Source organism: Streptomyces sp. JLBJ103 (assembly GCF_058215575.1).
Map to the genome: position 1 here is coordinate 7,780,893 of NZ_CM177089.1, position 19,316 is coordinate 7,800,208.

Sequence of the window (19,316 nt, forward strand, 5' to 3'; positions counted from 1 at the left end):
TAACTGTGAGGCATTCAGGAGGCGTTGAGCGCCACGGTGGGGTGGAGCCGGGAGGCACGGATGGCGGGGTAGAGCCCCGCGAGCATGCCGATCCCCAGTGTGGCGCCGAAACCACCGGCCAGCGCCCAGGGCGGGATGACCGTCGTCCAGCCCTGCGCCAGGGCGAACGCCCAGGTCGCCAGCGAGCCCAGCGCCACTCCCGCCAGCCCGCCGAGGGCCGACAACAGCAGTGATTCGGTGAGGAACTGAAGCCGGATGGCATTGCGGGTGGCCCCGATCGCCCGCCGCAGACCGATCTCCTGACGGCGTTCCAACACCGAGATGACCATGGTGTTGGCCACCCCGACCCCGCCCACCAGGAGCGCCACCGCCCCCAGCCCGAGCATCAGCGCCGTCAGCCCCTCGTCGGTGGTCGCCTTCGCCTCCAGGGCGTCGGACGGCCGTGAGACCTTGACGGTGCCTTCGTGGCCGGGGTCGACGCTGCGGGCCAGCACCGCGGCCACATCCTCCACCGACGCGTCCGTGGAGCGCTCGAAGATGGTGGTCGGATGGCCGTTGAAGCCGAAATACCGCTCGGCGGCCGGGAATCCGACCAACGCCACCCGGTCCAGCGTGGGCACCAACTCGACCGGTCGGAGAATTCCCACGACCACCACATAGCGGTCATTGACCATGATCTTCTCACCGGGGTGGGTGATGCCGAGCCGCTTCGCGGCGATCGACCCGAGCACGGTCACCGGCAGCCGCTCATTGGCGGGGTTCAGCCAGACCCCCCGGTCCACCTCGGCGCCGAGCGTATCCAGCAGATCGGGCCGGGCGGCCTGGGTGGTGACCCCGGCCGTCCGCTCCTCCGGCACCACATCGCTGCGCCGGATCCGGGTGTCCACCTCGCCGGTCGCCGTGGCGTGCTGCACCGGACCGATGCGTTCGACCATCGCGACGGCGTTCTTGGGCAGGACGATGTCGTTCCCCGTCTGGTCCTCTCCGGCCTCGGCGGTGAGCAGATTGGTGCCCAGCCGGTCCAGCCGGGCCATCAGATCGGCCCGGCTGGAGGTGGAAAGACCCACCACCGCGACCATCGTGGCGATGCCGATCGCGATACCGAGGGCGGACAGCACCACCCGGGTCCGGCGCGCCCGCAGCCCGACGGCGCCCACGCGGAGGATGTCACGGACGGCCAGCCGGGAGGGTTTCAGCCCGCGGCCGCTCCCGGACGTCGCTGCTGCGGTCTTCCGGTCGGTCATGACCTCACCTCGTGCGACGCGGAGTCGGGCGTGACGGAGCCGTCGGTGGCGGAGCCGTGCGTGGCGGAGTTGTGCGTCGACGAGCCGTCCGTCCGGGAGCCCGTCGTCCGGGAGTCCGCGATGACCTCGCCGTCACGGAAGCGGACCTGCCGTGGCAGTGCGTTGGCGATCTCGTGGTCATGGGTGATGACACACACTGTGGTGCCCGCCGCGTTCAGCTCCCGCAGCAGCTCCATCACGATCCCGCCCGACCCCGAGTCCAGGGCGCCGGTCGGCTCGTCCGCGAGCAGCAGCTCAGGCTCGCCGACCAGCGCCCGCGCAATGGCGACGCGCTGCTTCTCACCGCCGGACAGCTCATGCGGCCGGTGGTCCAGCCGGTGGCCGAGGCGCACCCGCTCCAGCGCCGTACGCGCCAGCGCCCTGCGCTCGCGCAGACCCACCCCCGCGTACAGCAGGCCGTCCGCCACATTGTCCACCGCGTCCCGCCCTGGGGAGAGATGGAAGTGCTGGAAGACAAAGCCGATATGGCGGGCGCGGAGGGCGGACAGCTGCGCGTCGGACAGCGTGTTCACATCGTGCCCGGCCACCCGGACCGTACCCGACGTGGGACGGTCCAGGGTGCCGATGATGTTCAGCATGGTCGACTTCCCGGACCCGGACGGGCCGACGATCGCCAGGAGTTCACCGGAGACCACGGTCAGATCCACCCCGCGCAGGGCATGGACCTCACCGGGATAGGTCTTGGTGGCACCCACCAGCTCGATCACGGCCGCCGGGCGGGGCGGTGCGGTGGCGATCACTGCTCGGCCACTCCCACCGCCATGCCCTCGCGCAGCTCCGCACCGCTGACCTCGATCTGCCCGTCGGCCGTCATCCCGGTCTCCACCCGCACCATCCGGGTGGCGCCGTCCTTCACCAGTTCCAGTCCGTAGCCGCCTTGCTCACCCCGCAGCGCCACCACCGCCTCGACCGGGACGGCCAGCACGTTCTTGCGGCTCTCGCTGATGAACGACACATTCACCGTCGCTTTGGTGTCCTCCCCGGACACTGCGGAACGGCCGCCGTCCAAGGTCACCTCCACGGTGATCCCGTCCTGGCTCCCCGCCGACGGATCGTCGTCGGAGGTCTCGGGGCGGACGGTGCCCGACACCTTGCCCCGTTCGGTCCGTCCGCTGGGCATCGTCACCTTCACCGTGGTGCCCTTGGAGGTGAGGGACACATCCCCCTCCTCCAGCTGGGCCCGGACCACCGGTTTGGTGGAGGCGACGGTGAGCACCTTCGTGTCCGGGCCCACCTGGTCCGCGGCCGCGGCGTCCGCCGAGACGACCTTCACCCGGTCGGGCTGGAAGACCACGTCCCCCTTGCCCACCGTGCCGGTGGGGGTGCGGTTGAGCGACTTCTGCCATTGCTTGACGGCCGCCTTGGTCGCCGCGTCGTAGCGCGGATCGATGTACAGCCCGGAGCCGAACCCCAAGTCGCGCAGATTCCGCTCCAGTTGGAGGACGTCGGAGCCGCGGTCCCCGGGCTTCATGGTGCGGAACATCGGGATCTGCCCGTACAGCAGGGTGACGGGCTTGTCGTTCAGCTCGTACAGCGCCTGCCCCTGGGTGACCGTGCTGCCCGCTTTGGCCGCGACGGTCACGGTGCCGTCGACGGCGGAGGACACCTTGCGCCGCTGGGCGTAGTCGAGTTCTCCGTCGACGGTCTTGCTCTGGACCAGATCGGTACGGACGATCTTGGCCGTGGCGGGCGGCCGGTCACCGTCCCCGGACGAGGCGTCCGCCCCGTCCCCGCCGCCGATGACCAGTGCCGCGGCCCCGGCCGCGGCGGCGGTGACCACGGCGCCACCCGCGATCCACGCGGTACTGCGCCTCACTGCATACCGTCCAGACCGTCGAGCAGCTTGCCCTTGCACGCCTCACGGGCCTGCTTGTACACCGAGGACTCGGGGTCGATACGGGGGCTGGCGGGGTCCGGTTCACCACCGGGCACCGCGTTGCCCGAGGACATGGTGGGGTTCTGGAACTCCGATACGCCGTGGTCCCGCATGCACTTGGCGTGCGCGAGCATGGACTCGAAGTCCTTCTGCGCGTCCCGCTTGGGCTCGAGATTCATCGCCTTCCGCATCTCGGTGGCACAGGCGCCGTCCTTCCCGCCCTTCGTGACCTCGCCCTTGCCGTCGGGATCGGGAAGCTTCTCGATCTTGCCCCAGTCGAGATGGCCACTGAGCTTGGGGTCGGGGAAGTCCTTGGCTCCGCCCTTGGTGCGCATACAGCGCACATACTCCATCTGGGCGTCGTAGAAGGCGCTCTTGCCCTTGCCGGAACCACTGCCGGTGTCCTTCGACGAGCCGCCGGAGTCGCCGGTCTTCTCGCCCGGGACGGAGGCGACCCCCTCGTCCTTGGAGTCGGATCCGCCGCCCCCGCCGCAGCCCACCGCCAGGGCCAGCACAGGCAGGGCGGCGAAGGCGGCCAGAGTGCGCCGGAAGGCGGCGCGGGAAGTGGTGTGTCGTGTCATGACGAACACCTTCCGGCGATCACATGATGGCCCGTCCATGACCACATGATGGATGTGTAACAAAGCGCGGCCGCCGTGCATTCGCCGGTCTGACCAGCGGATTCCGGCGATTTCCTGGGTCATAATCGACCGCATGCCGCATGTACTGCTCATCGAGGACGACGCCTCCGTACGCGATGGCATGGAGCTGGTCCTGCGCCGCCACGGCTACCAGGTGTCGGTCGCCGCCACCGGCGAGGAGGCCCTCGCGCTGCTGGACACACCGGCGGAGACGGCCATCGAACTCGCGGTGCTCGATCTGATGCTGCCCGGTATGGACGGATTCGAGGTCTGTCGTCGGATCCGGGCCCGCTCCACCATGCCCGTGATCATGCTGACCGCGCGCGGCGACGACCCGGACATCGTCGGCGGACTCGAGGCCGGGGCCGACGACTACGTGGTCAAACCGGTCACCGCACCCGTACTGGAGGCGCGGATCAAGGCGGCACTGCGGCGCGCCGACCCCGTACCGCGGCGGCCCGGAGAGGTCTATGCCGGGTTGGTCATCGACCGGGCGGGGCTGACCGTCAGCCGCGACGGCACCGCCGTCCCGCTGCCGCCCACCGAGCTGCGGCTGCTGCTGGAGCTGTCCGCCTCCCCGGGCCGGGTCTTCAGCCGGGAGCAGCTGCTCGCCTCGGTGTGGGACCACTCCTTCCTCGGCGACTCACGGCTGGTCGACGCCGCCGTCGGACGGCTGCGCGCGAAGATCGAGGACGTGCCCGCACGGCCGCGCTACATCCAGACCGTGCGCGGCTTCGGCTACCGGTTCGGTCCGATATGAAACGCTTCTGGCCGCGGCTGGGCGGGCTGCGCACCCGGCTTCTCATCGCCTTTGTCCTCGTGGCGCTGATCAGTACGGTCACCGCCACCGCACTCGCCTACCGCGAATCCCGCACCGCCGTGCTCACGCGTACCCAGGACGCCTTCCAGACCGACTTCCGCGACCGTGTCGACAGCGTCGCCCCCGACGTCGACACCCCACCCGACGTCCGCACCCTGACCACCCTCGCCGACTCCGTCTCCTCCGGGCTCTCCGGCGCCCCGCTCGTGGTCGCCGGCTACCACGACCTCACCGCTTCCTCCGACGGTCTGGCCGACCGCACCCGGATCACTCCCGAACTGCGCGCCTCGGTGCGCACCTCCGGCCGCGCCCGCTTCCAGCGAGTGGAGTACCGAGGTGAGCCGTATCTGGTGGTCGGCACTCCCGTCACCTACGACGACGGCCGAGTGTCCGGGATCGAGGTCTTCGCCGTCACCTCCCTCCGGGCGGAGGAGGAGCACACCGCGGCCCTGCTGGACTCGGTACGCGGCGGACTGCTCCCGGTGCTGGGCCTGGCCGCACTGCTCGCCCTGCTCGCCGCCGGGACCGTACTGCGGCCGGTGCGCGAGCTGGGACGGGCCACCCGGCGGCTGGCCGAGGGCGATCTCGCCTCACGGGTCGAGGTCAAGGGGCGTGATGAACTCGCCCGGCTGGCCGCGGACTTCAACACCACGGCGGATGCCTTGCAGGCTTCAGTGAACGACCTGCGCGACCAGGAGGCCAGGGCACGGCGCTTCGTCGCCGATGTCTCGCACGAGCTGCGCACCCCGCTGACCGCCATGACGATGGTGACGACCGTGCTCGACGAGGACGCGGCACACCTCCCCGCGGACGCCGCCCGCGCCGCCCGTACCGTCAGCGACGAGACGGCGCGGCTGGCCCGGCTGGTGGAGGACCTGATGGAGATGTCCCGGTTCGACTCGGGGGCGGCCCGGCTCGACGCGGCGGACACCGATGTCGCGCAGACCATCCGCGGCACCCTGGAGCTGCGCGGCTGGACCGACCAGGTGGAGGCGCGCCTCCCGGAGGGAGTACGGGCGGTGGTGGACCGGCGGCGGGTGGACGTGGCCGTGGCCAATCTCGTGGGCAACGCGCTCCGGCACGGCGAGCAGCCGGTGACGGTCACGCTGTCCGTCGACGCGGACCGGGTGACGGTGGAGGTCACCGACCGGGGGCCGGGGCTGCCGCCCGACACCCTGGCCCAGGTCTTCGACCGCTTCTACAAGGCGGACAGCGCCCGGACCCGCTCCGAGGGCAGCGGCCTGGGCACCGCCATCGCGCTGGAGAACGCCCGGTTGCACGGCGGTACGATCGAGGCCGGCAACCGGCCCGCGGAGCAGGGCGGCGGAGCCGTGTTCACCCTGCGGCTGCCCCGCCACCGCCGGGTACCGGACGGGCAAAGAACGGCGGCGGACGGAGGTGTGCGGTGACCCGCGTCCGTACGGCGACCGGTGTGCTGGCCCTCGCCCTGGCGGCGACGGCCGGTTGCGGTGTTCAGCCCACCGGAGTGGTCGACGGCGGTGAGCCCGCGAGCGGGCTCACCAAGGATCTGCGGATCTACTATGTCCATGGCTCCCGGCTCCAGGGCGTCACCCGCCCCGACATCTCCCTCCAGGCACCCGAAGGTGTCCTCAAACTGCTGTCGCAGGAGCCGACCCGGGCCGAGGAGGAGCGCGGGCTCGTCAACCTCGTCCGGCTCGAGGGGTACTGGATGACCGGTAAGGGCCATCGGATCACCCTGCACTCGCCCGGCGCCTCCTTCGACAGCCCACGTGACCGGCTGCCCAACGGCCAGTTGGTGTGCTCCCTCGCCCGCGCCCAGTCCTTCGTGCACCGGGACGAGGGCATCCGGCCCGATGACGTCCGGGTCTCCCTGAACGACGGCGAGCGGACCAACGGCCCCTACCAGTGCTCGCAGTTCCTCAGCTGAACACGAGCTGACGCGGGCCGACGCGGGCGCCGACGCGAGCGCCGACGCGAGCCGAATGCGGACGAGCCCCGCTCCAGGTCCTGTCCTGTCGATCTTCGTGGGCGGCGTCTGGTGAGGGGGCACCTCCCAGCGGTGGCTGGGGGAGGATCGCAGGAGGGTCGTCCTCGTACTGGGCGTACTCGGAGTACTGGGCGTACTCGGACGATCCCGACAACGCGGCGAGGCGCGGTGCCAGGCGTCGCGGGCCCGCGAAGATCGGCAGGACAGGGCCTAGATGACCCCGTGCGCCTCCATGGCCTCCGCCACCCGCAGGAAGCCCGCCACGTTCGCGCCCAGGACGTAGTCGTCGGGGGAGCCGAACCGCGCCGCGGTGGTACGGCACAGCTCGTGCACCTCGGTCATGACGGAGGCGAGCCGGGACGCGGTCTGCTCGAAGGTCCAGCGGTCGCGGGAGGCGTTCTGCTGCATCTCCAGCGCCGAGGTGGCCACCCCGCCCGCGTTGGCCGCCTTGCCGGGGCCGAAGAGCACATCGGCCTCCCGCAGGATGTCCACCGCCGCCGGGGTGCAGGGCATGTTCGCGCCCTCGGCCACCGCCAGCACACCGTTCTTCACCAGCGCCACGGCATGGTGCTCGGCCAGCTCGTTCTGGGTGGCGCAGGGCAGCGCCACATCGCAGGGCACATCGAAGACCGAACCCCGCTCGGAGTGGGTGGCACGGGGCCTGACCTCCGCGTACGCGGACAGCCGCGCCCGGCGGACCTCCTTGATCTCCTTGAGGAGTTCCAGATCGATACCGTCCTCGTCGACCACATAGCCGGCCGAGTCCGAGCAGGCCACCACTCGCCCGCCGAGGGCGTGCACCTTCTCGATGGCGTAGACGGCCACATTGCCGGACCCGGAGACGATCACTCGCCGCCCGTCGAAGTCCTTGCCCCGGGTACGCAGCATCTCCTCGGCGAAGTGGACGGTGCCGTACCCGGTGGCCTCGGTACGGGCGTGCGAGCCGCCCCAGCCGGTGTGCTTCCCGGTCAGCACCCCCGCCTCGAAGCGGTTGGTCAGCCGCTTGTACTGGCCGAAGAGATAGCCGATCTCCCGGCCGCCCACCCCGATGTCCCCGGCCGGTACATCGGTGTGCTCACCGAGGTGGCGGTGGAGCTCGGTCATGAACGACTGGCAGAACCGCATCACCTCGGCCGCGGAACGCCCCTTGGGGTCGAAGTCCGAACCGCCCTTGCCACCGCCGATCGACAGCCCGGTCAGCGCGTTCTTGAAGATCTGCTCGAAGCCGAGGAACTTCACGATGCCCAGGTTGACGCTGGGGTGGAAGCGCAGACCGCCCTTGTACGGGCCCAGAGCGCTGTTGAACTCCACCCGGAACCCCCGGTTGACCTGGATGTCCCCCTGATCGTCCACCCAGGGCACCCGGAAGATGATCTGACGCTCCGGTTCGCACAGCCGCTCGAGGATCCGGGAGTCGAGGTATTCCGGGTATGCGGTGAGCACCGGTCCGAGGCTCTGCACCACCTCACGCGCCGCCTGGTGGAACTCCGCCTCACCGGCGTTGCGGTCCACCACCTGCGCGTACACGGCCTCGATACGAGCGCTGACGTCCATGAAGTGCCCTTTCTGCCAACCCGTTGGCGCGTCAGTCTGTCAGCCTCCGGTCGCTCTTGGTGGCAAAACCGCCCGAGATGTGGTGGACGGCGCGTCGCGGCGGGCCGGAACCAAGTGGATCACTAGCGGGCGCCATCGGACCGGTGGCCGTTCGGGGTTGACGACCGAGTTGCGACGCCCCGTGGCCGGAGGGACGGTGGAAAGGAGTGTTGCAGAAGTGCCCGGCCATGCCCCGTCCGGGAGCACGGCCATGTACATACGCGAGCATGCGCGTACGCGACACGCGCACGCGCGGTCACGCACATACGCGATGGCGACGCGCCGGTACACGGCAGTTCGGCTCTTCCGCCGGAACCGCTCTCCTGTCCTGGCCCTCTGACTCTCCGCGCATCGGCGCGTCCCCTCCCAGCCCGGGGGAAGCGCACAGAAAGCGGAGACAGCAATGACCAACGGACCCATGGGCAGGCGCCCCTTCGGCAGCGAACCGCCGGAGCGGGCCGATTCCCCCATGATGCGGCAGAACACCGAGTACACGGGCCGCTATGTGGTCCTGCTCGACCAGCAGGAACCCCAGCGCGGTATCGACGCCCTCCAGTCCTCGGTCGGTATCCAGTCCGTCCAACGGGTCCCGGGAGCCGAGGCAGAAGGCGCCACCGAACTCCTCCAACGCCCCGACACCTCGGTGCTCTTCGACGACCTCGCCACCGCCGTTGTCGAAGTACGCCCCGACCAGCGCCATGCGCTGGTGACCACCGCCGAGGCGGAACCCACCATCATCGCGGCCGAGCCGGAACGCATGGTCTACGCCTCGGTGATCACCGAACCCCAGCGGACGCTGACCGGCTTCTTCCCGACCTATCGCAGTGACGAGGACGAGGTGAACCGGCACACCCGCGCCGAACTCGCCGCCTCGCTGGGCCCGGCCTGGGACGAGCAGAACACCACCTGGGGACTCCAGGCGATCCGGGCCAACTGGTCCACCCTGACCGGGCGCGCGGTCAAGGTCGCCGTTCTCGACACCGGTGTGGACACCGACCACCCGGATCTGACCGGCTGCCTCGAGGCCACCGCCTCGTTCGTCCCCGGTGAGACCGTGGAGGACGGCAACGGCCACGGCTCCCACTGCATTGGCACCGTGGCCGGACCGGCCAAACCCGAGCACGCGCCCCGCTACGGTGTGGCGGGGGAGGCCCGGGTGCTTGCCGGGAAGGTGCTCAGCGACCGCGGTGTGGGCACCGACGGCCAGATCCTCGCGGGCATGGCCTGGGCGGTCTCCCACGGCGCACGGGTGGTCTCCATGTCGCTGGGCGCTCCGGTGGAGCCGGGCGAACTCTTCCCGCAGACCTACGAGAACGTGGCGCTGCGCGCGCTCGAACGCGGCACGGTGATCGTCGCGGCGGCGGGCAACGAGAGCCGCCGGCCCCGGTTCATCGCGCCCGTAGGCCGCCCGGCCAACTGTCCGTCCATCCTCGCGGTGGCCGCGCTCGGCAAGGACCTGGCGACGGCGTGGTTCTCCTGCGGGGCGATCAACGGCCGGGGCGGCGAGGTCAATATCGCCGCTCCTGGTGTGGACATCTTCTCGGCCGCGCCGGACGGCACGTACCAGACGCTGAGCGGCACCAGCATGGCCACTCCGCACGCGGCGGGAGTGGTCACGCTGATGGTCCAGGCACACCCCGAGGCCACCGCCACCGACCTCCGCTCCCGGCTGCTCTCGGGCGCGTACCCGCTGCCGCAGCCCGTTGCGGACATCGGCTCGGGTCTGCTCCAGAGCCCGTGAATCGCGCATCCCGGTCCGGGCCGGTCGGGGTGATCCTCTCGGTCGACCCGGACCGGTTCGCCGAGGTGGTGGCGGCGGCACGCCGGGCCGGGCTGACTGTCACCAGTGTGCAGGAGGTGCTCGGTTCGCTCTCCGGGACCATCGCGGAGGACCGGATCCCGGCCCTGAAGGCCGTTGACGGTGTGGATTCCGTCGACCGGGACCGGACCGTCCGCCTGCCACCGCCGGACGCGCCGATCCAGTGACCGGCCGGGCTCGCCTAGGTCCTGTCCTGTCGATCTTCGTGGATCAGCCCGCGGCGTCTGGTGAGGGGGCACCTCCCAGCGGTAGCTGGGGGAGGATCGCAGGAGGGTCGGCCTCGTACCGGGCGTACTCGGAAGATCCCGACAACGCGGCGAGGCGCGGTGCCAGGCGTCGCGGGCCCGCGAAGATCGGCAGGACAGGGCCTAGGGTGGAATCCCGAGGGGCACAGGCCATACCCGCTCGCCGGGGCCCGGCCCGGGAAGGAGCCGCTGTCGTGTTCGCCGTCGAGACCCTGGCGATCGAGGGGCTGGGCAATCGCAGCTATCTGGCGGGCGGGCCGCACCAGGCGGTGGTGGTGGACCCGCCGCGCGATATCGACCAGGTGATCGCCATCGCGGCCCGGCGCGGGGTGCGGATCGCGTATGTGGCCGAGACCCATGTGCACAACGATTACGTCAGCGGCGGTCTCGAACTGGCCCGGGTCACCGGTGCCGGATATCTGGTGCCCGCCCGCGCCTCGGTGTCCTTCGACCGCACCCCCGTCGCCGACGGCGACACCCTCACCCTCGACGACGGGCTGGTGCTGCGGGCGCTGGCCACCCCCGGCCACACCCCGCACCACACCTCCTACGTCGTGGCGGAGGGCGGCCGCGCCGTCGCGGCGTTCACCGGTGGCTCGCTGCTGATCGGCACCGTCGGACGGCCGGATCTCGTCGAGCCCCGGCTCACCGAGCCGCTGGCCCGCGCCCAGTACGCCTCCGCCCACCGGCTGGCCGACGAACTCGACGACGAGGTGCCGGTGCTGCCCACCCACGGCTTCGGCAGCTTCTGCTCCTCCGCGCAGGCCACCGGCGAGTCCACCACCATCGGCCGGGAACGGGCGCGCAATCACGCCCTCACCGAGGACATGGACACCTTCGTCGCCGAAACCCTCGCCGGTCTCGACGACATCCCCGCGTACTACGCGCACATGGGCCCGGCCAACGCCGCCGGACCCGCCCCCGTCGACCTCACCCCGCCGCACCGGGCCGGTCCCGACGAGATCGCGGCGCGGCTCGCGGCGGGGGAGTGGGTGGTGGACCTGCGCAGCCGGGTCGCCTTCGCCGCCGGACACCTGGCCGGATCGTTCAACTTCGAGGGCGACGGCAACCCCGCCACGTATCTGGCCTGGCTGATTCCCTGGGGCAAACCCGTCACCCTGCTCGGGCACAGCCCCGGCCAGATCGCCGCCGCCCAGCGTGAGCTGGTCCGGGTGGGCATCGACCATCCGGCCGCCGCGGCCACCGGCGGTCCCGCCGCCTGGGTCCGGGCGGGCGAGGAGACCCGGTCCTTCCCCTTGACCACCTTCGCCGATCTGGCCGCTGCCCGCCGGAGCGGCGAGGAGACGGTGGTGCTCGACGTCCGCCGCGACTCCGAACGCTCCCGCGGCTTCATCGACGGCTCGGTCCACCTCCCCGTCCACCATCTGCACGACCACATGGACCAGGTGCCGCCCGGTGTGCTGTGGGTGCACTGCGCGAGCGGAATGCGCGCGGCGATCGCCGCCTCCCTGCTGGACGCCGCCGGACGCGAAGTCGTCGCCGTCGACGACGACTTCGAGGCCGCCGCCGAGGCCGGACTGACAGTCATCCGGCCCCGCTGAGCGCCCCGCCGCGCTCTGCCGCCCGCCCCGCCGCCCGCGCCGCCGGGAACCGGCCCGGGATGTGAACCGGGCCACGTTCAATCCCCCTGGCACGCCAGTATCGCGTCAACACCCCACTGAATCCCGTCAGCGTCGCGTCAGGGACGGCGTCTGTTCCCGGACCGGGGGAAGGAGCAGCCCGACGCGCCCCCGGACCCGCCCGGCCCGCGGCGCACACCGTCGCTCACCACTCCTCCAGGGAGGACCGCCATGACCGAGCTGCTGTACGGGGACGACCCCGAACCCTCGATACGAATCCCGGCCGGACCGCTCTACGTCCCCGTCCGGCCGGGACCCGACAGTTGTGCGGTGCGGGTGTTCCGCACCCCCGTCGGCGGCCGCACCGCCGTCGGCTTCTCCAGCCAGCGCCGTCTGACGGAGGCGCTCGGGGTCCGGCAGCCGTGGATCAGGCTCGCCGAAACCGCGTTGCGCGCCCTCACCGAACCGCTGGGCGTCACCCACCTCACCGTGGACCCGAAGGTGGCGGCCGGCCGCGATCTGCCACCCTCCCGTCCGCTGGAACGGCGCATCCGGCGCCCCCGGGACCCCGAGGGTGTCACTCTCGCCGCACTGCTCTCCGGCCGCGGCACCGGAACCCTCGGTACCGGCATCGGCTGAGGGGACGACGCTCCATGGTCACACCGCTGCTCCCGGACACCGGGCACCCGGCGCCCGGCCCCGACGACGAGCTGACCGTCTGGCCCGCCTCGGCCGCCCGGCTCGCCCACGGCGACCTCGCCGTGGGCGGGGTGCCGCTCACCGAGATCGCCGACCGTTTCGGCACCCCGGCCTATCTGCTCGACGAGACCGAGGTACGCGCCCGCTGCCGCGCCTACCAGCGGGCCTTCCCGGGCTCAACCGTTCTCTACGCGGCCAAGGCGTTCCTGTGCCGCGCCATGGCCCACTGGGTGGAGGACGAGGGCCTGGGGCTGGACGTCTGCTCGGCGGGGGAGCTGGAGCTCGCGTTCACCAGCGGCTTCCCGCCGGACCGCATCGTGCTGCACGGCAACGCCAAGAGCCCGCAGGACCTGGAGGCCGCGCTGCGCTTCGGCGTCGGCCGCATCGTGATCGACAGCCCCTCGGAGATCGCCCGGCTGGCCGTCGCCGTGCCCGCGGGCAGCCGCCAGAAGGTCATGGTGCGGGTCGCGCCCGGGATCGCCGCAGGCGGCCACGTCAAGATCCGCACCGGTACCGAGGACCAGAAGTTCGGCCTGTCCCTCACCGACGGCTCCGCCCACCACGCCGTCGCCCGCATCCTGGATCAGCCACGGCTCGAACTGGTCGGTCTGCACTGCCATCTCGGCTCCCAGATCACCTCCGTCAAGCCCTATGTGTCAGCGGTGCGCCGCATGGTGGGCCTGATGGCCCGGGTCCGGGAGCTGTACGGAGTGGTCCTCCCCGAGCTGGACCTCGGCGGCGGCCACGGCATCGCCTACCGGCCCGGCGAACCCGCGCTCGACACCGCCGCCCTGGCCGGGCGGGTGCGGGCGGAGCTGGCCGGGGGCTGTGCGGCGGCCGGGCTGCCCGTCCCGCGGCTGATCATCGAACCGGGACGTGCGGTGGTGGGACCGGCCGGGGTGGCGCTCTACCGGGTGCTGGCCGTCAAACGCACCGGGGAGCACACCTTCGTCGCCGTGGACGGCGGGATGAGCGATAACCCGCGGCCCGCGCTGTACGGGGTGCGCTACGCGCCCCGGCTGGTCGGCCGCCGCTCCTCGGCCCCGCTGGTCCCCGTGACGGTGGCCGGACGTCACTGCGAGGCCGGGGACGTCCTGGCGGGCGGGGCCGAGCTGCCCGCCGACCTCCACCCCGGCGATCTGCTCGCGGTGCCGGTGGCGGGCGCGTACCACCTGTCCATGGCCTCCGGATACAACCTGGTCGGCCGCCCACCCGTGGTCGCCGTGGCCGACGGCCATGCCCGGCTGCTGGTCCGGCGCGAATCGCTGGCGGACTTCCGCAGCCGCGACGTCGGGCTGTAGCGGCAGGGCGCGGCGGAGGGGCGGCGAGCGGGCCGTCCCTCCACGCGCGGTCTACGGTCGGGGCACGCCCCATACCGTCCGAGAGAAAGTCCGTACCGTGCTCATCGCCCGCTCCGTCGCTCTGTTCGTGGTCGCCGCGCTCTTCGAGATCGGCGGTGCCTGGCTGGTGTGGCAGGGGGTGCGGGAACACCGGGGCTGGATCTGGATCGGCGCCGGGGTGATCGCCCTCGGGCTGTACGGCTTTGTGGCCACCCTCCAGCCGGACGCCGAGTTCGGGCGCATCCTCGCCGCGTACGGCGGCGTCTTCGTCGCCGGATCGCTGGCCTGGGGCATGGTCGCCGACGGCTACCACCCCGACCGGTTCGATGTGATCGGCGCGCTGGTGTGCCTCGTCGGCGTGGCCGTGATCATGTACGCCCCGCGCGGCCACTGACCCCCGGCGTTCGTCGTTGAGGAGTGAACCCCGGGCCTGCGGTGGCGGCCCGCGCCGAGGCGAGGGACGGTGGTGGAAGGGGAACGGAACCGGGGGGATCGTGGAGCCGGGGGTTTCGGGCAACCCGGGGGATCTCGGGGAACCGCATACACACCGTCCACCACAGGTGGTCCACCATGGCACGGGACATCGTCCGTATCGCCATCCATCCCGCGATCGGGATCGCCCGGATCGGCAACAGCGCCACGGAGTTCTTCCTCGGCCCCGAAGTGCCCGACGAGAAACCCGCGAGCCCCGGCTTCTACCGGGACGCCCAGGGCGCGATCAAACGACAGGGCGCGCGATTCCGGCTGTACGGCTACGACGCCGACGGCCGGGTCGTCCGGGAGGTCACCAAGGACAGCCGCACCCAGATCACCTGGCAGGCCCATCCGGCGAACAAGAAGGCCGCCTGGTACCAGTTCCACCTGGCGCTCGACATCCCCGACGCCCGAGCCCTCGGTCAGGACCGGCTCGCCCTGCGCAACAAGGCGGATCCGGACCGCAGATCGCTGGTGATCGACCCCGGAAGCCGGACCCTGAGCGGATCGTCCGCCGGTACGGCCGCCTTCGACACCGGGAAGATCAAAGGCGTGACGGTCCGCCTCGGCGAGATGCGCACCGACACCCTCGGACGGCTGACGGTCCTCGGCGGCACCGGCCGCTCCGGCTCGTGGAACCAGAGCCCGCTGACCGGATTCGCCAACAACGACGGCTGGTACGACGACACTTCGGACGGACCGGTGACCGCGACCGTCACCATCGACGGACGGCAGATCCCGGTGGATCCCGCCTGGGTGGTGGTGGCACCGCCCAACTACGCACCCGGGCTGAAATCCATCCGCACCCTCTACGACCTGCTCCAGGACGTGTTCATCAACAAGGGCTGGCTGCCCCGGCCCGAGAAGGTGTCGTTCTCCGCGCATATCGAACCGGTCCTGCGGCGGTTCTGCGAACTCCAGTGGGTCAACCGGGGCTTCGCCGTCCAGTTCGGCTGGGGCGCCCCGAACCACTTCCTCGACCCCCGCAGAAGGGCCCGGCTGGCCACCCCGGACGACCGCAACCGGGAGGCGCGCCGCCAGTTCTACCTGGCCCTGCGCAACTACGCGCGCGACGGAGGCTCCCCGGCCCCTTGGCCGTGGATCTACGGCGACGCCATGGCCTCACGCCCCCGGTCCGTCCTCCAGCACCTCGCCCTGACGGACCTTCAGGACGCCCTGCTCCAGCGGTGGGTAGCCGGTGACTTCGCGCCCGGCAGCACCGCGGACGGCCCCGCCACCCTGGCCGACGCGCCCCTGCCCGAACAGCCCGCACTGCTGGACCGCGCCGCACTGGACCACTGCCTCGCCGATGCCTTCCACCCCGGCTGCGAGGTCACCTGGCCCCTCCGGCACGACACCCTCTACACCGCCCCGTTCCGCGTCCGGCACCGCGCCGCCAACGAGTCCGAGCCCTCCTACGGCCCCGAACTCACCCCGGACGTGGCCCTGTCGGCCCGCGGTCCGCTCCACGCCCAGGGGCCCGGCGATCTCACTCGGTGGATGGCCGTCCCCTGGCAGGCCGACACCGCCAGCTGCCGCTACGGATACGAGAGCCTCGCGGGACTCGGCCCGCGCTACGACCCCTATCTGCCCACTTTCTGGCCCGCGCGGGTGCCCAACCAGGTGCTCACCGAAGAAGACTTCCGGACGGTGAACACACCACCGTCGGCAGCGGCGTCCGACCGCGACGCGGCGGCGCCCGACCGCGAGGCGGCCTTCGAGCGGCGCGCCGTCTGGCTGCGCGGACTCACTGGGGCGACCAACCTCCAGCAGATGGCCCAGATGGTCAAGGACTGGCACAAGCTCGGCATCGTCGAAGCGCGCGACTACACCGTGGGCGACGGCAGATTTCCCCCTCGTATGCAGGTGGAATCCACGCCGCTCGCACCCCTGCACGCCGAGCCCTACGACCGGAACCTGATCAATCTGCACGTCCCCGAAGCCGGACTGCCCACCATCGCCGCGGACGCCGCCGACACCGCCCTCACCCGCGCCCTCCGCGCGGCCGTCGAACGGTGGGGCTACAGCGAAGCCGAGGTCACCGTCGGCTACATCGACAAGATCGACCCGTTCCACGAGGGTTGGTGATCCCCGTTCCGGCCCCCGTCCGCGCCCACTACGACGTCGTGGTCGCCGGTGGCGGACCCGCCGGAACCGCCGCGGCCGTCACCCTGGCACAGGCGGGCCACCACGTCCTGCTCGCCGACGCGGGCCGCGGCCCCGCGAAAACCGGCGAGGCGCTCCCCGCCGCCGCCCGGGTCGTCCTGGCCGACCTCGGCATGGCCGACCGCGTACCGGGCCCCGGCCATCTGCCCGGCTACGCCAATGTCTCCGCGTGGGGCTCCACCGCCCTGTACCGGGTGGACTCGCTCAATGACCCCCACGGCACCGGCTGGCACCTCGACCGCGGCCTGTTCGACCAGCGGCTGCGCGACGGCGTACGCGCCACCGGAGCCGAGGTGGCCGAACACACCGCCGTCCGCCGCCCCGTCCGCGCACCCGGCGGCTGGACCCTGTCCCTGCGCGGGCCCGAGGGACCCGCCACCGTTCGCTGCGCCTGGGTGCTGGACGCCACCGGCCGCCTCGGCGCCATCGCCACCCCGCTCGGGGCCCGCCGCCACCGCCACGACCGGCTCCTGGCCGTCCGGCTCGCCCTGGAACCCGGCCCTGGTGCGGCGGACGGCTGCTCGCTCGTCGAATCGGACCCCGACGGCTGGTGGTACACCGCCCTCCAGCCCGGCGGCCACCGGATCGTCGTCTACTTCACCGACGCCGACCTCCCGTCGGCCGCCCTCCACAGTCGCGAGGACCTTCAGCGGCGCCTCGCCACCACCCGCCATCTGGCCCGGCGCGCCGCCGTACACCCCCTCGCCCCCGACGCCGTACCACGGCGGGCGCCCGCCCACAGCGCCCATCTGGAACCGGTCTGCGGCGACGGCTGGATCGCGGCGGGGGACGCGGCCGTCGCCTTCGATCCGCTGTCCTCGCAAGGGGTGCTGACCGCCCTGTGCACCGGACTGCGCGCCGGTCAGGCCGTCGACGCCGGGCTGCGCGGGGACCGCGAGGCGCTGCGGGAGTACGCCGCCCAGCTCCGGTGGATCCGCGCCGTCCACGTCCGCCATCACGACGACGCCTATCGCGCCGAGCGCCGATGGCCCACCCGTCCGTTCTGGCGGCGACGGCACACACGGTGCGAAGGGCTCGCACCGGGAGAAGTCCGGGTCGGGCAGACGTAAACCGCGTGCCCCCTGGGTACCCGCCGTGCAAGCTGTCGACGGAGCCCCCGGGGAACGCGGCGGCCAGGCTCTTCCGGTCCAGAATGCGGGCCGGTGGAGCCGCCCGGGACGGCCGGGCCCTGGAACCGCTGCCGAGACGCCGCTGTCGTAGCGTCAGGCCCGTGCACAGCGCCTGCGGGGCTGCCGTTACGACCGCATCCAGCCGAACGACCGCTCCACCGCGCGCCGCCAGTTCTCGTACTCCGCCTCCCGGCGCCCGGGGTCCATCGTGGGCATCCACTGACCGGCCCGGTGCCAGTTGTGGCGCAGCCCCTCGAGGTCCGGCCAGTAGCCGACGGCCAGGCCCGCGGCGTAGGCCGCGCCCAGGGAGACGGTCTCGGAGACCATGGGCCGTACCACGGGCACGTCGAGCACATCGGCCACGAACTGCATCAGCAGATTGTTGGCCGTCATACCGCCGTCGACCTTCAGGGCCTTCAGCGGCTCGGGCGAGTCGGCGTTCATCGCGTCGATGACTTCACGGGTCTGCCAGCCCGTGGCCTCCAGTACCGCACGGGCGAGATGACCTTTGGTGATGTACGAGGTGAGACCGACGATGACCCCGCGGGCGTCGCTGCGCCAGTGCGGGGCGAAGAGCCCGGAGAACGCGGGAACGATGTAACAGCCGCCGTTGTCCTCGACGGTACGGGCGAGGGTCTCGATCTCGGGGGCGCTGTGGATCAGACCGAGTCGGTCCCGGAACCACTGCACCAGCGAACCGGTGACCGCGATCGGCCCCTCCAGCGCGTAGACCGTCGGCTCGTCCCCGATCTTGTAGCCGACGGTGGTGAGCAGTCCGTGGCGGGAGCGCACCAGGTTGGTGCCGGTGTTCATCAGCAGGAAACTGCCGGTGCCGTAGGTACACTTCGCCTCGCCGGTGGCGAAGCAGGTCTGCCCGAAGAGCGCCGCCTGCTGGTCGCCGAAGGCGGCACAGATACGCACATCGGGCAGCAGCGCACGGGCCACGCCGTAGCACTCGGCGGACGGACGGATCTCCGGCAGCATGGCACGGGGCACCCCGAAGTAGCTCAGCAGTTCGTCGTCCCAGGCGAGGGTGCGGATGTTCATCAGCATCGTGCGGCTGGCATTGGTGGCGTCGGTGATGTGCAGTCCGCCGTTCGGCCCACCGGTGAGATTCCAGATCAGCCAGCTCTCCACGGTGCCGAACAGCACCTCGCCGCGCTCCGCGCGCTCGTGCAGACCGTCGACATGGTCGAACAGCCAGCGGATCCGTGGTGCGGAGAAATAGGTGGTGGGCGGCAGACCGCAGCGGTCGAGGAAGAAGTCGTCACCTCTGGTGCGCCGCAACTCGTCCACCAGGGCGTCGGTGCGGGTGTCCTGCCAGGTGATGGCGTTGCCGATGGGGACGCCCGTTCCGCGGTCCCAGAGAACCGTGGTCTCGCGCTGGTTCGCGATGCCGATCGCCGCCACCTGGTCCGGGCCGATCCCGGCGTTGTCGAGCGCCCGGGGCACGATCCGCTGGAGGTTGGCCCAGATCTCGGTGGCGTCGTGTTCCACCCAGCCGGGCTGGGTGAAGTACGCCTGGTGTTCCCGCTGTGCGACGGACACCAGGCGTCCCTGGTGGTCGAAGAGGATGCACCGGGTGGAGGTGGTGCCCTGGTCGATGGAGATCACATAGCGTTCAACCATGGCCTGGCCTGCCTTCGCGCGGGTTCGAGCA

The 19,316-nt window shown here is 71.6% G+C and carries 17 protein-coding genes; 11 read left to right on the forward strand and 6 right to left on the reverse strand.

What is annotated here, in order from left to right:
- Positions 1-14: 14 nt before the first annotated feature.
- The 4 genes from AC4BEG_RS33285 to AC4BEG_RS33300 are packed head-to-tail and all read right to left on the reverse strand — an operon-like array spanning position 15 to position 3,761.
- Complete coding sequence (locus AC4BEG_RS33285; RefSeq protein WP_490703379.1) at positions 15-1,244, reverse strand: ABC transporter permease; 1,230 nt, start codon at positions 1,242-1,244, stop codon at positions 15-17.
- Positions 1,241-2,044, reverse strand: coding sequence for an ABC transporter ATP-binding protein (locus AC4BEG_RS33290; RefSeq protein ID WP_490703380.1), 804 nt, complete (start codon positions 2,042-2,044; stop codon positions 1,241-1,243). The genes AC4BEG_RS33285 and AC4BEG_RS33290 overlap by 4 nt, the downstream gene beginning before the upstream one ends.
- On the reverse strand, positions 2,041-3,120 hold the full coding sequence (locus tag AC4BEG_RS33295; RefSeq protein ID WP_490703381.1) for an efflux RND transporter periplasmic adaptor subunit: 1,080 nt from the start codon (positions 3,118-3,120) through the stop codon (positions 2,041-2,043). Before AC4BEG_RS33295 ends, AC4BEG_RS33290 begins: the two co-directional genes overlap by 4 nt.
- A complete protein-coding gene (locus tag AC4BEG_RS33300; protein ID WP_490703382.1) occupies positions 3,117-3,761 on the reverse strand; it encodes a hypothetical protein in 645 nt (214 codons plus the stop codon). Before AC4BEG_RS33300 ends, AC4BEG_RS33295 begins: the two co-directional genes overlap by 4 nt.
- 133 nt (positions 3,762-3,894) lie before the next feature.
- On the opposite strand from AC4BEG_RS33300, the gene AC4BEG_RS33305 reads away from it, so the two are divergent.
- From AC4BEG_RS33305 to AC4BEG_RS33315, 3 genes are read left to right on the forward strand one after another with little or no spacing between them, the layout of a single operon-like run.
- Entirely contained in the window at positions 3,895-4,581 is a 687-nt protein-coding gene (locus tag AC4BEG_RS33305; protein ID WP_490703383.1) for a response regulator, read from the forward strand.
- Entirely contained in the window at positions 4,578-6,050 is a 1,473-nt protein-coding gene (locus AC4BEG_RS33310) for an ATP-binding protein (RefSeq protein WP_490703384.1), read from the forward strand. The genes AC4BEG_RS33305 and AC4BEG_RS33310 overlap by 4 nt, the downstream gene beginning before the upstream one ends.
- Positions 6,047-6,550: a GerMN domain-containing protein gene (locus AC4BEG_RS33315; RefSeq protein ID WP_490703385.1), complete on the forward strand. Its 504-nt coding sequence runs from the start codon at positions 6,047-6,049 to the stop codon at positions 6,548-6,550. Before AC4BEG_RS33310 ends, AC4BEG_RS33315 begins: the two co-directional genes overlap by 4 nt.
- 270 nt (positions 6,551-6,820) lie before the next feature.
- Here the strand turns inward: AC4BEG_RS33315 and gdhA are convergent, their stop codons facing one another.
- The gene (gene gdhA, locus AC4BEG_RS33320) at positions 6,821-8,164 is read right to left on the reverse strand and encodes an NADP-specific glutamate dehydrogenase (protein WP_490703386.1); all 1,344 of its coding nucleotides are present in this window, start codon (positions 8,162-8,164) and stop codon (positions 6,821-6,823) included.
- Positions 8,165-8,606: 442 nt separating this feature from the next.
- On the opposite strand from gdhA, the gene AC4BEG_RS33325 reads away from it, so the two are divergent.
- The 8 genes from AC4BEG_RS33325 to AC4BEG_RS33360 all read left to right on the forward strand — a co-directional run bounded on the left by AC4BEG_RS33325 (position 8,607) and on the right by AC4BEG_RS33360 (position 17,596).
- A complete protein-coding gene (locus tag AC4BEG_RS33325) occupies positions 8,607-9,944 on the forward strand; it encodes a S8 family peptidase (protein ID WP_490703387.1) in 1,338 nt (445 codons plus the stop codon).
- Positions 9,941-10,189 (forward strand): hypothetical protein, encoded by a 249-nt coding sequence (locus tag AC4BEG_RS33330; protein WP_490703388.1) that lies wholly within the window; start codon positions 9,941-9,943, stop codon positions 10,187-10,189. The genes AC4BEG_RS33325 and AC4BEG_RS33330 overlap by 4 nt, the downstream gene beginning before the upstream one ends.
- 272 nt (positions 10,190-10,461) lie before the next feature.
- Positions 10,462-11,829 carry an MBL fold metallo-hydrolase gene (locus AC4BEG_RS33335; RefSeq protein ID WP_490703389.1) on the forward strand — a complete coding sequence of 456 codons (1,368 nt, stop codon included), beginning with the start codon at positions 10,462-10,464 and terminating at the stop codon, positions 11,827-11,829.
- 249 nt (positions 11,830-12,078) lie between these two features.
- The gene (locus AC4BEG_RS33340) at positions 12,079-12,486 is read left to right on the forward strand and encodes an SAV_915 family protein (protein WP_490703390.1); all 408 of its coding nucleotides are present in this window, start codon (positions 12,079-12,081) and stop codon (positions 12,484-12,486) included.
- Positions 12,487-12,500: 14 nt separating this feature from the next.
- A complete protein-coding gene (gene lysA / locus AC4BEG_RS33345) occupies positions 12,501-13,847 on the forward strand; it encodes a diaminopimelate decarboxylase (RefSeq protein ID WP_490703391.1) in 1,347 nt (448 codons plus the stop codon).
- A gap of 97 nt (positions 13,848-13,944) precedes the next feature.
- Positions 13,945-14,280 (forward strand): YnfA family protein, encoded by a 336-nt coding sequence (locus AC4BEG_RS33350; RefSeq protein ID WP_490703392.1) that lies wholly within the window; start codon positions 13,945-13,947, stop codon positions 14,278-14,280.
- Between the two features lie 176 nt (positions 14,281-14,456).
- Complete coding sequence (locus AC4BEG_RS33355; protein ID WP_490703393.1) at positions 14,457-16,448, forward strand: LodA/GoxA family CTQ-dependent oxidase; 1,992 nt, start codon at positions 14,457-14,459, stop codon at positions 16,446-16,448.
- Positions 16,445-17,596, forward strand: coding sequence for an FAD-dependent monooxygenase (locus tag AC4BEG_RS33360; protein ID WP_490703394.1), 1,152 nt, complete (start codon positions 16,445-16,447; stop codon positions 17,594-17,596). The genes AC4BEG_RS33355 and AC4BEG_RS33360 overlap by 4 nt, the downstream gene beginning before the upstream one ends.
- 186 nt (positions 17,597-17,782) lie before the next feature.
- Here the strand turns inward: AC4BEG_RS33360 and glpK are convergent, their stop codons facing one another.
- Positions 17,783-19,285, reverse strand: coding sequence for a glycerol kinase GlpK (gene glpK / locus AC4BEG_RS33365; protein WP_490703395.1), 1,503 nt, complete (start codon positions 19,283-19,285; stop codon positions 17,783-17,785).
- Positions 19,286-19,316 lie beyond the last annotated feature (31 nt).

Excerpts from the sequence above, each read along its gene's own strand:
- AC4BEG_RS33285 (WP_490703379.1), bottom strand. The coding sequence starts at position 1,244 with ATGACCGACCGGAAGACCGCAGCAGCGACGTCCGGGAGCGGCCGCGGG.
- AC4BEG_RS33300 (WP_490703382.1), bottom strand. The coding sequence starts at position 3,761 with ATGACACGACACACCACTTCCCGCGCCGCCTTCCGGCGCACTCTGGCC.
- AC4BEG_RS33305 (WP_490703383.1), top strand. The coding sequence starts at position 3,895 with ATGCCGCATGTACTGCTCATCGAGGACGACGCCTCCGTACGCGATGGC.
- AC4BEG_RS33310 (WP_490703384.1), top strand. The coding sequence starts at position 4,578 with ATGAAACGCTTCTGGCCGCGGCTGGGCGGGCTGCGCACCCGGCTTCTC.
- gdhA (WP_490703386.1), bottom strand. The coding sequence starts at position 8,164 with ATGGACGTCAGCGCTCGTATCGAGGCCGTGTACGCGCAGGTGGTGGAC.
- AC4BEG_RS33325 (WP_490703387.1), top strand. The coding sequence starts at position 8,607 with ATGACCAACGGACCCATGGGCAGGCGCCCCTTCGGCAGCGAACCGCCG.
- AC4BEG_RS33340 (WP_490703390.1), top strand. The coding sequence starts at position 12,079 with ATGACCGAGCTGCTGTACGGGGACGACCCCGAACCCTCGATACGAATC.
- lysA (WP_490703391.1), top strand. The coding sequence starts at position 12,501 with ATGGTCACACCGCTGCTCCCGGACACCGGGCACCCGGCGCCCGGCCCC.
- AC4BEG_RS33355 (WP_490703393.1), top strand. The coding sequence starts at position 14,457 with ATGGCACGGGACATCGTCCGTATCGCCATCCATCCCGCGATCGGGATC.
- glpK (WP_490703395.1), bottom strand. The coding sequence starts at position 19,285 with ATGGTTGAACGCTATGTGATCTCCATCGACCAGGGCACCACCTCCACC.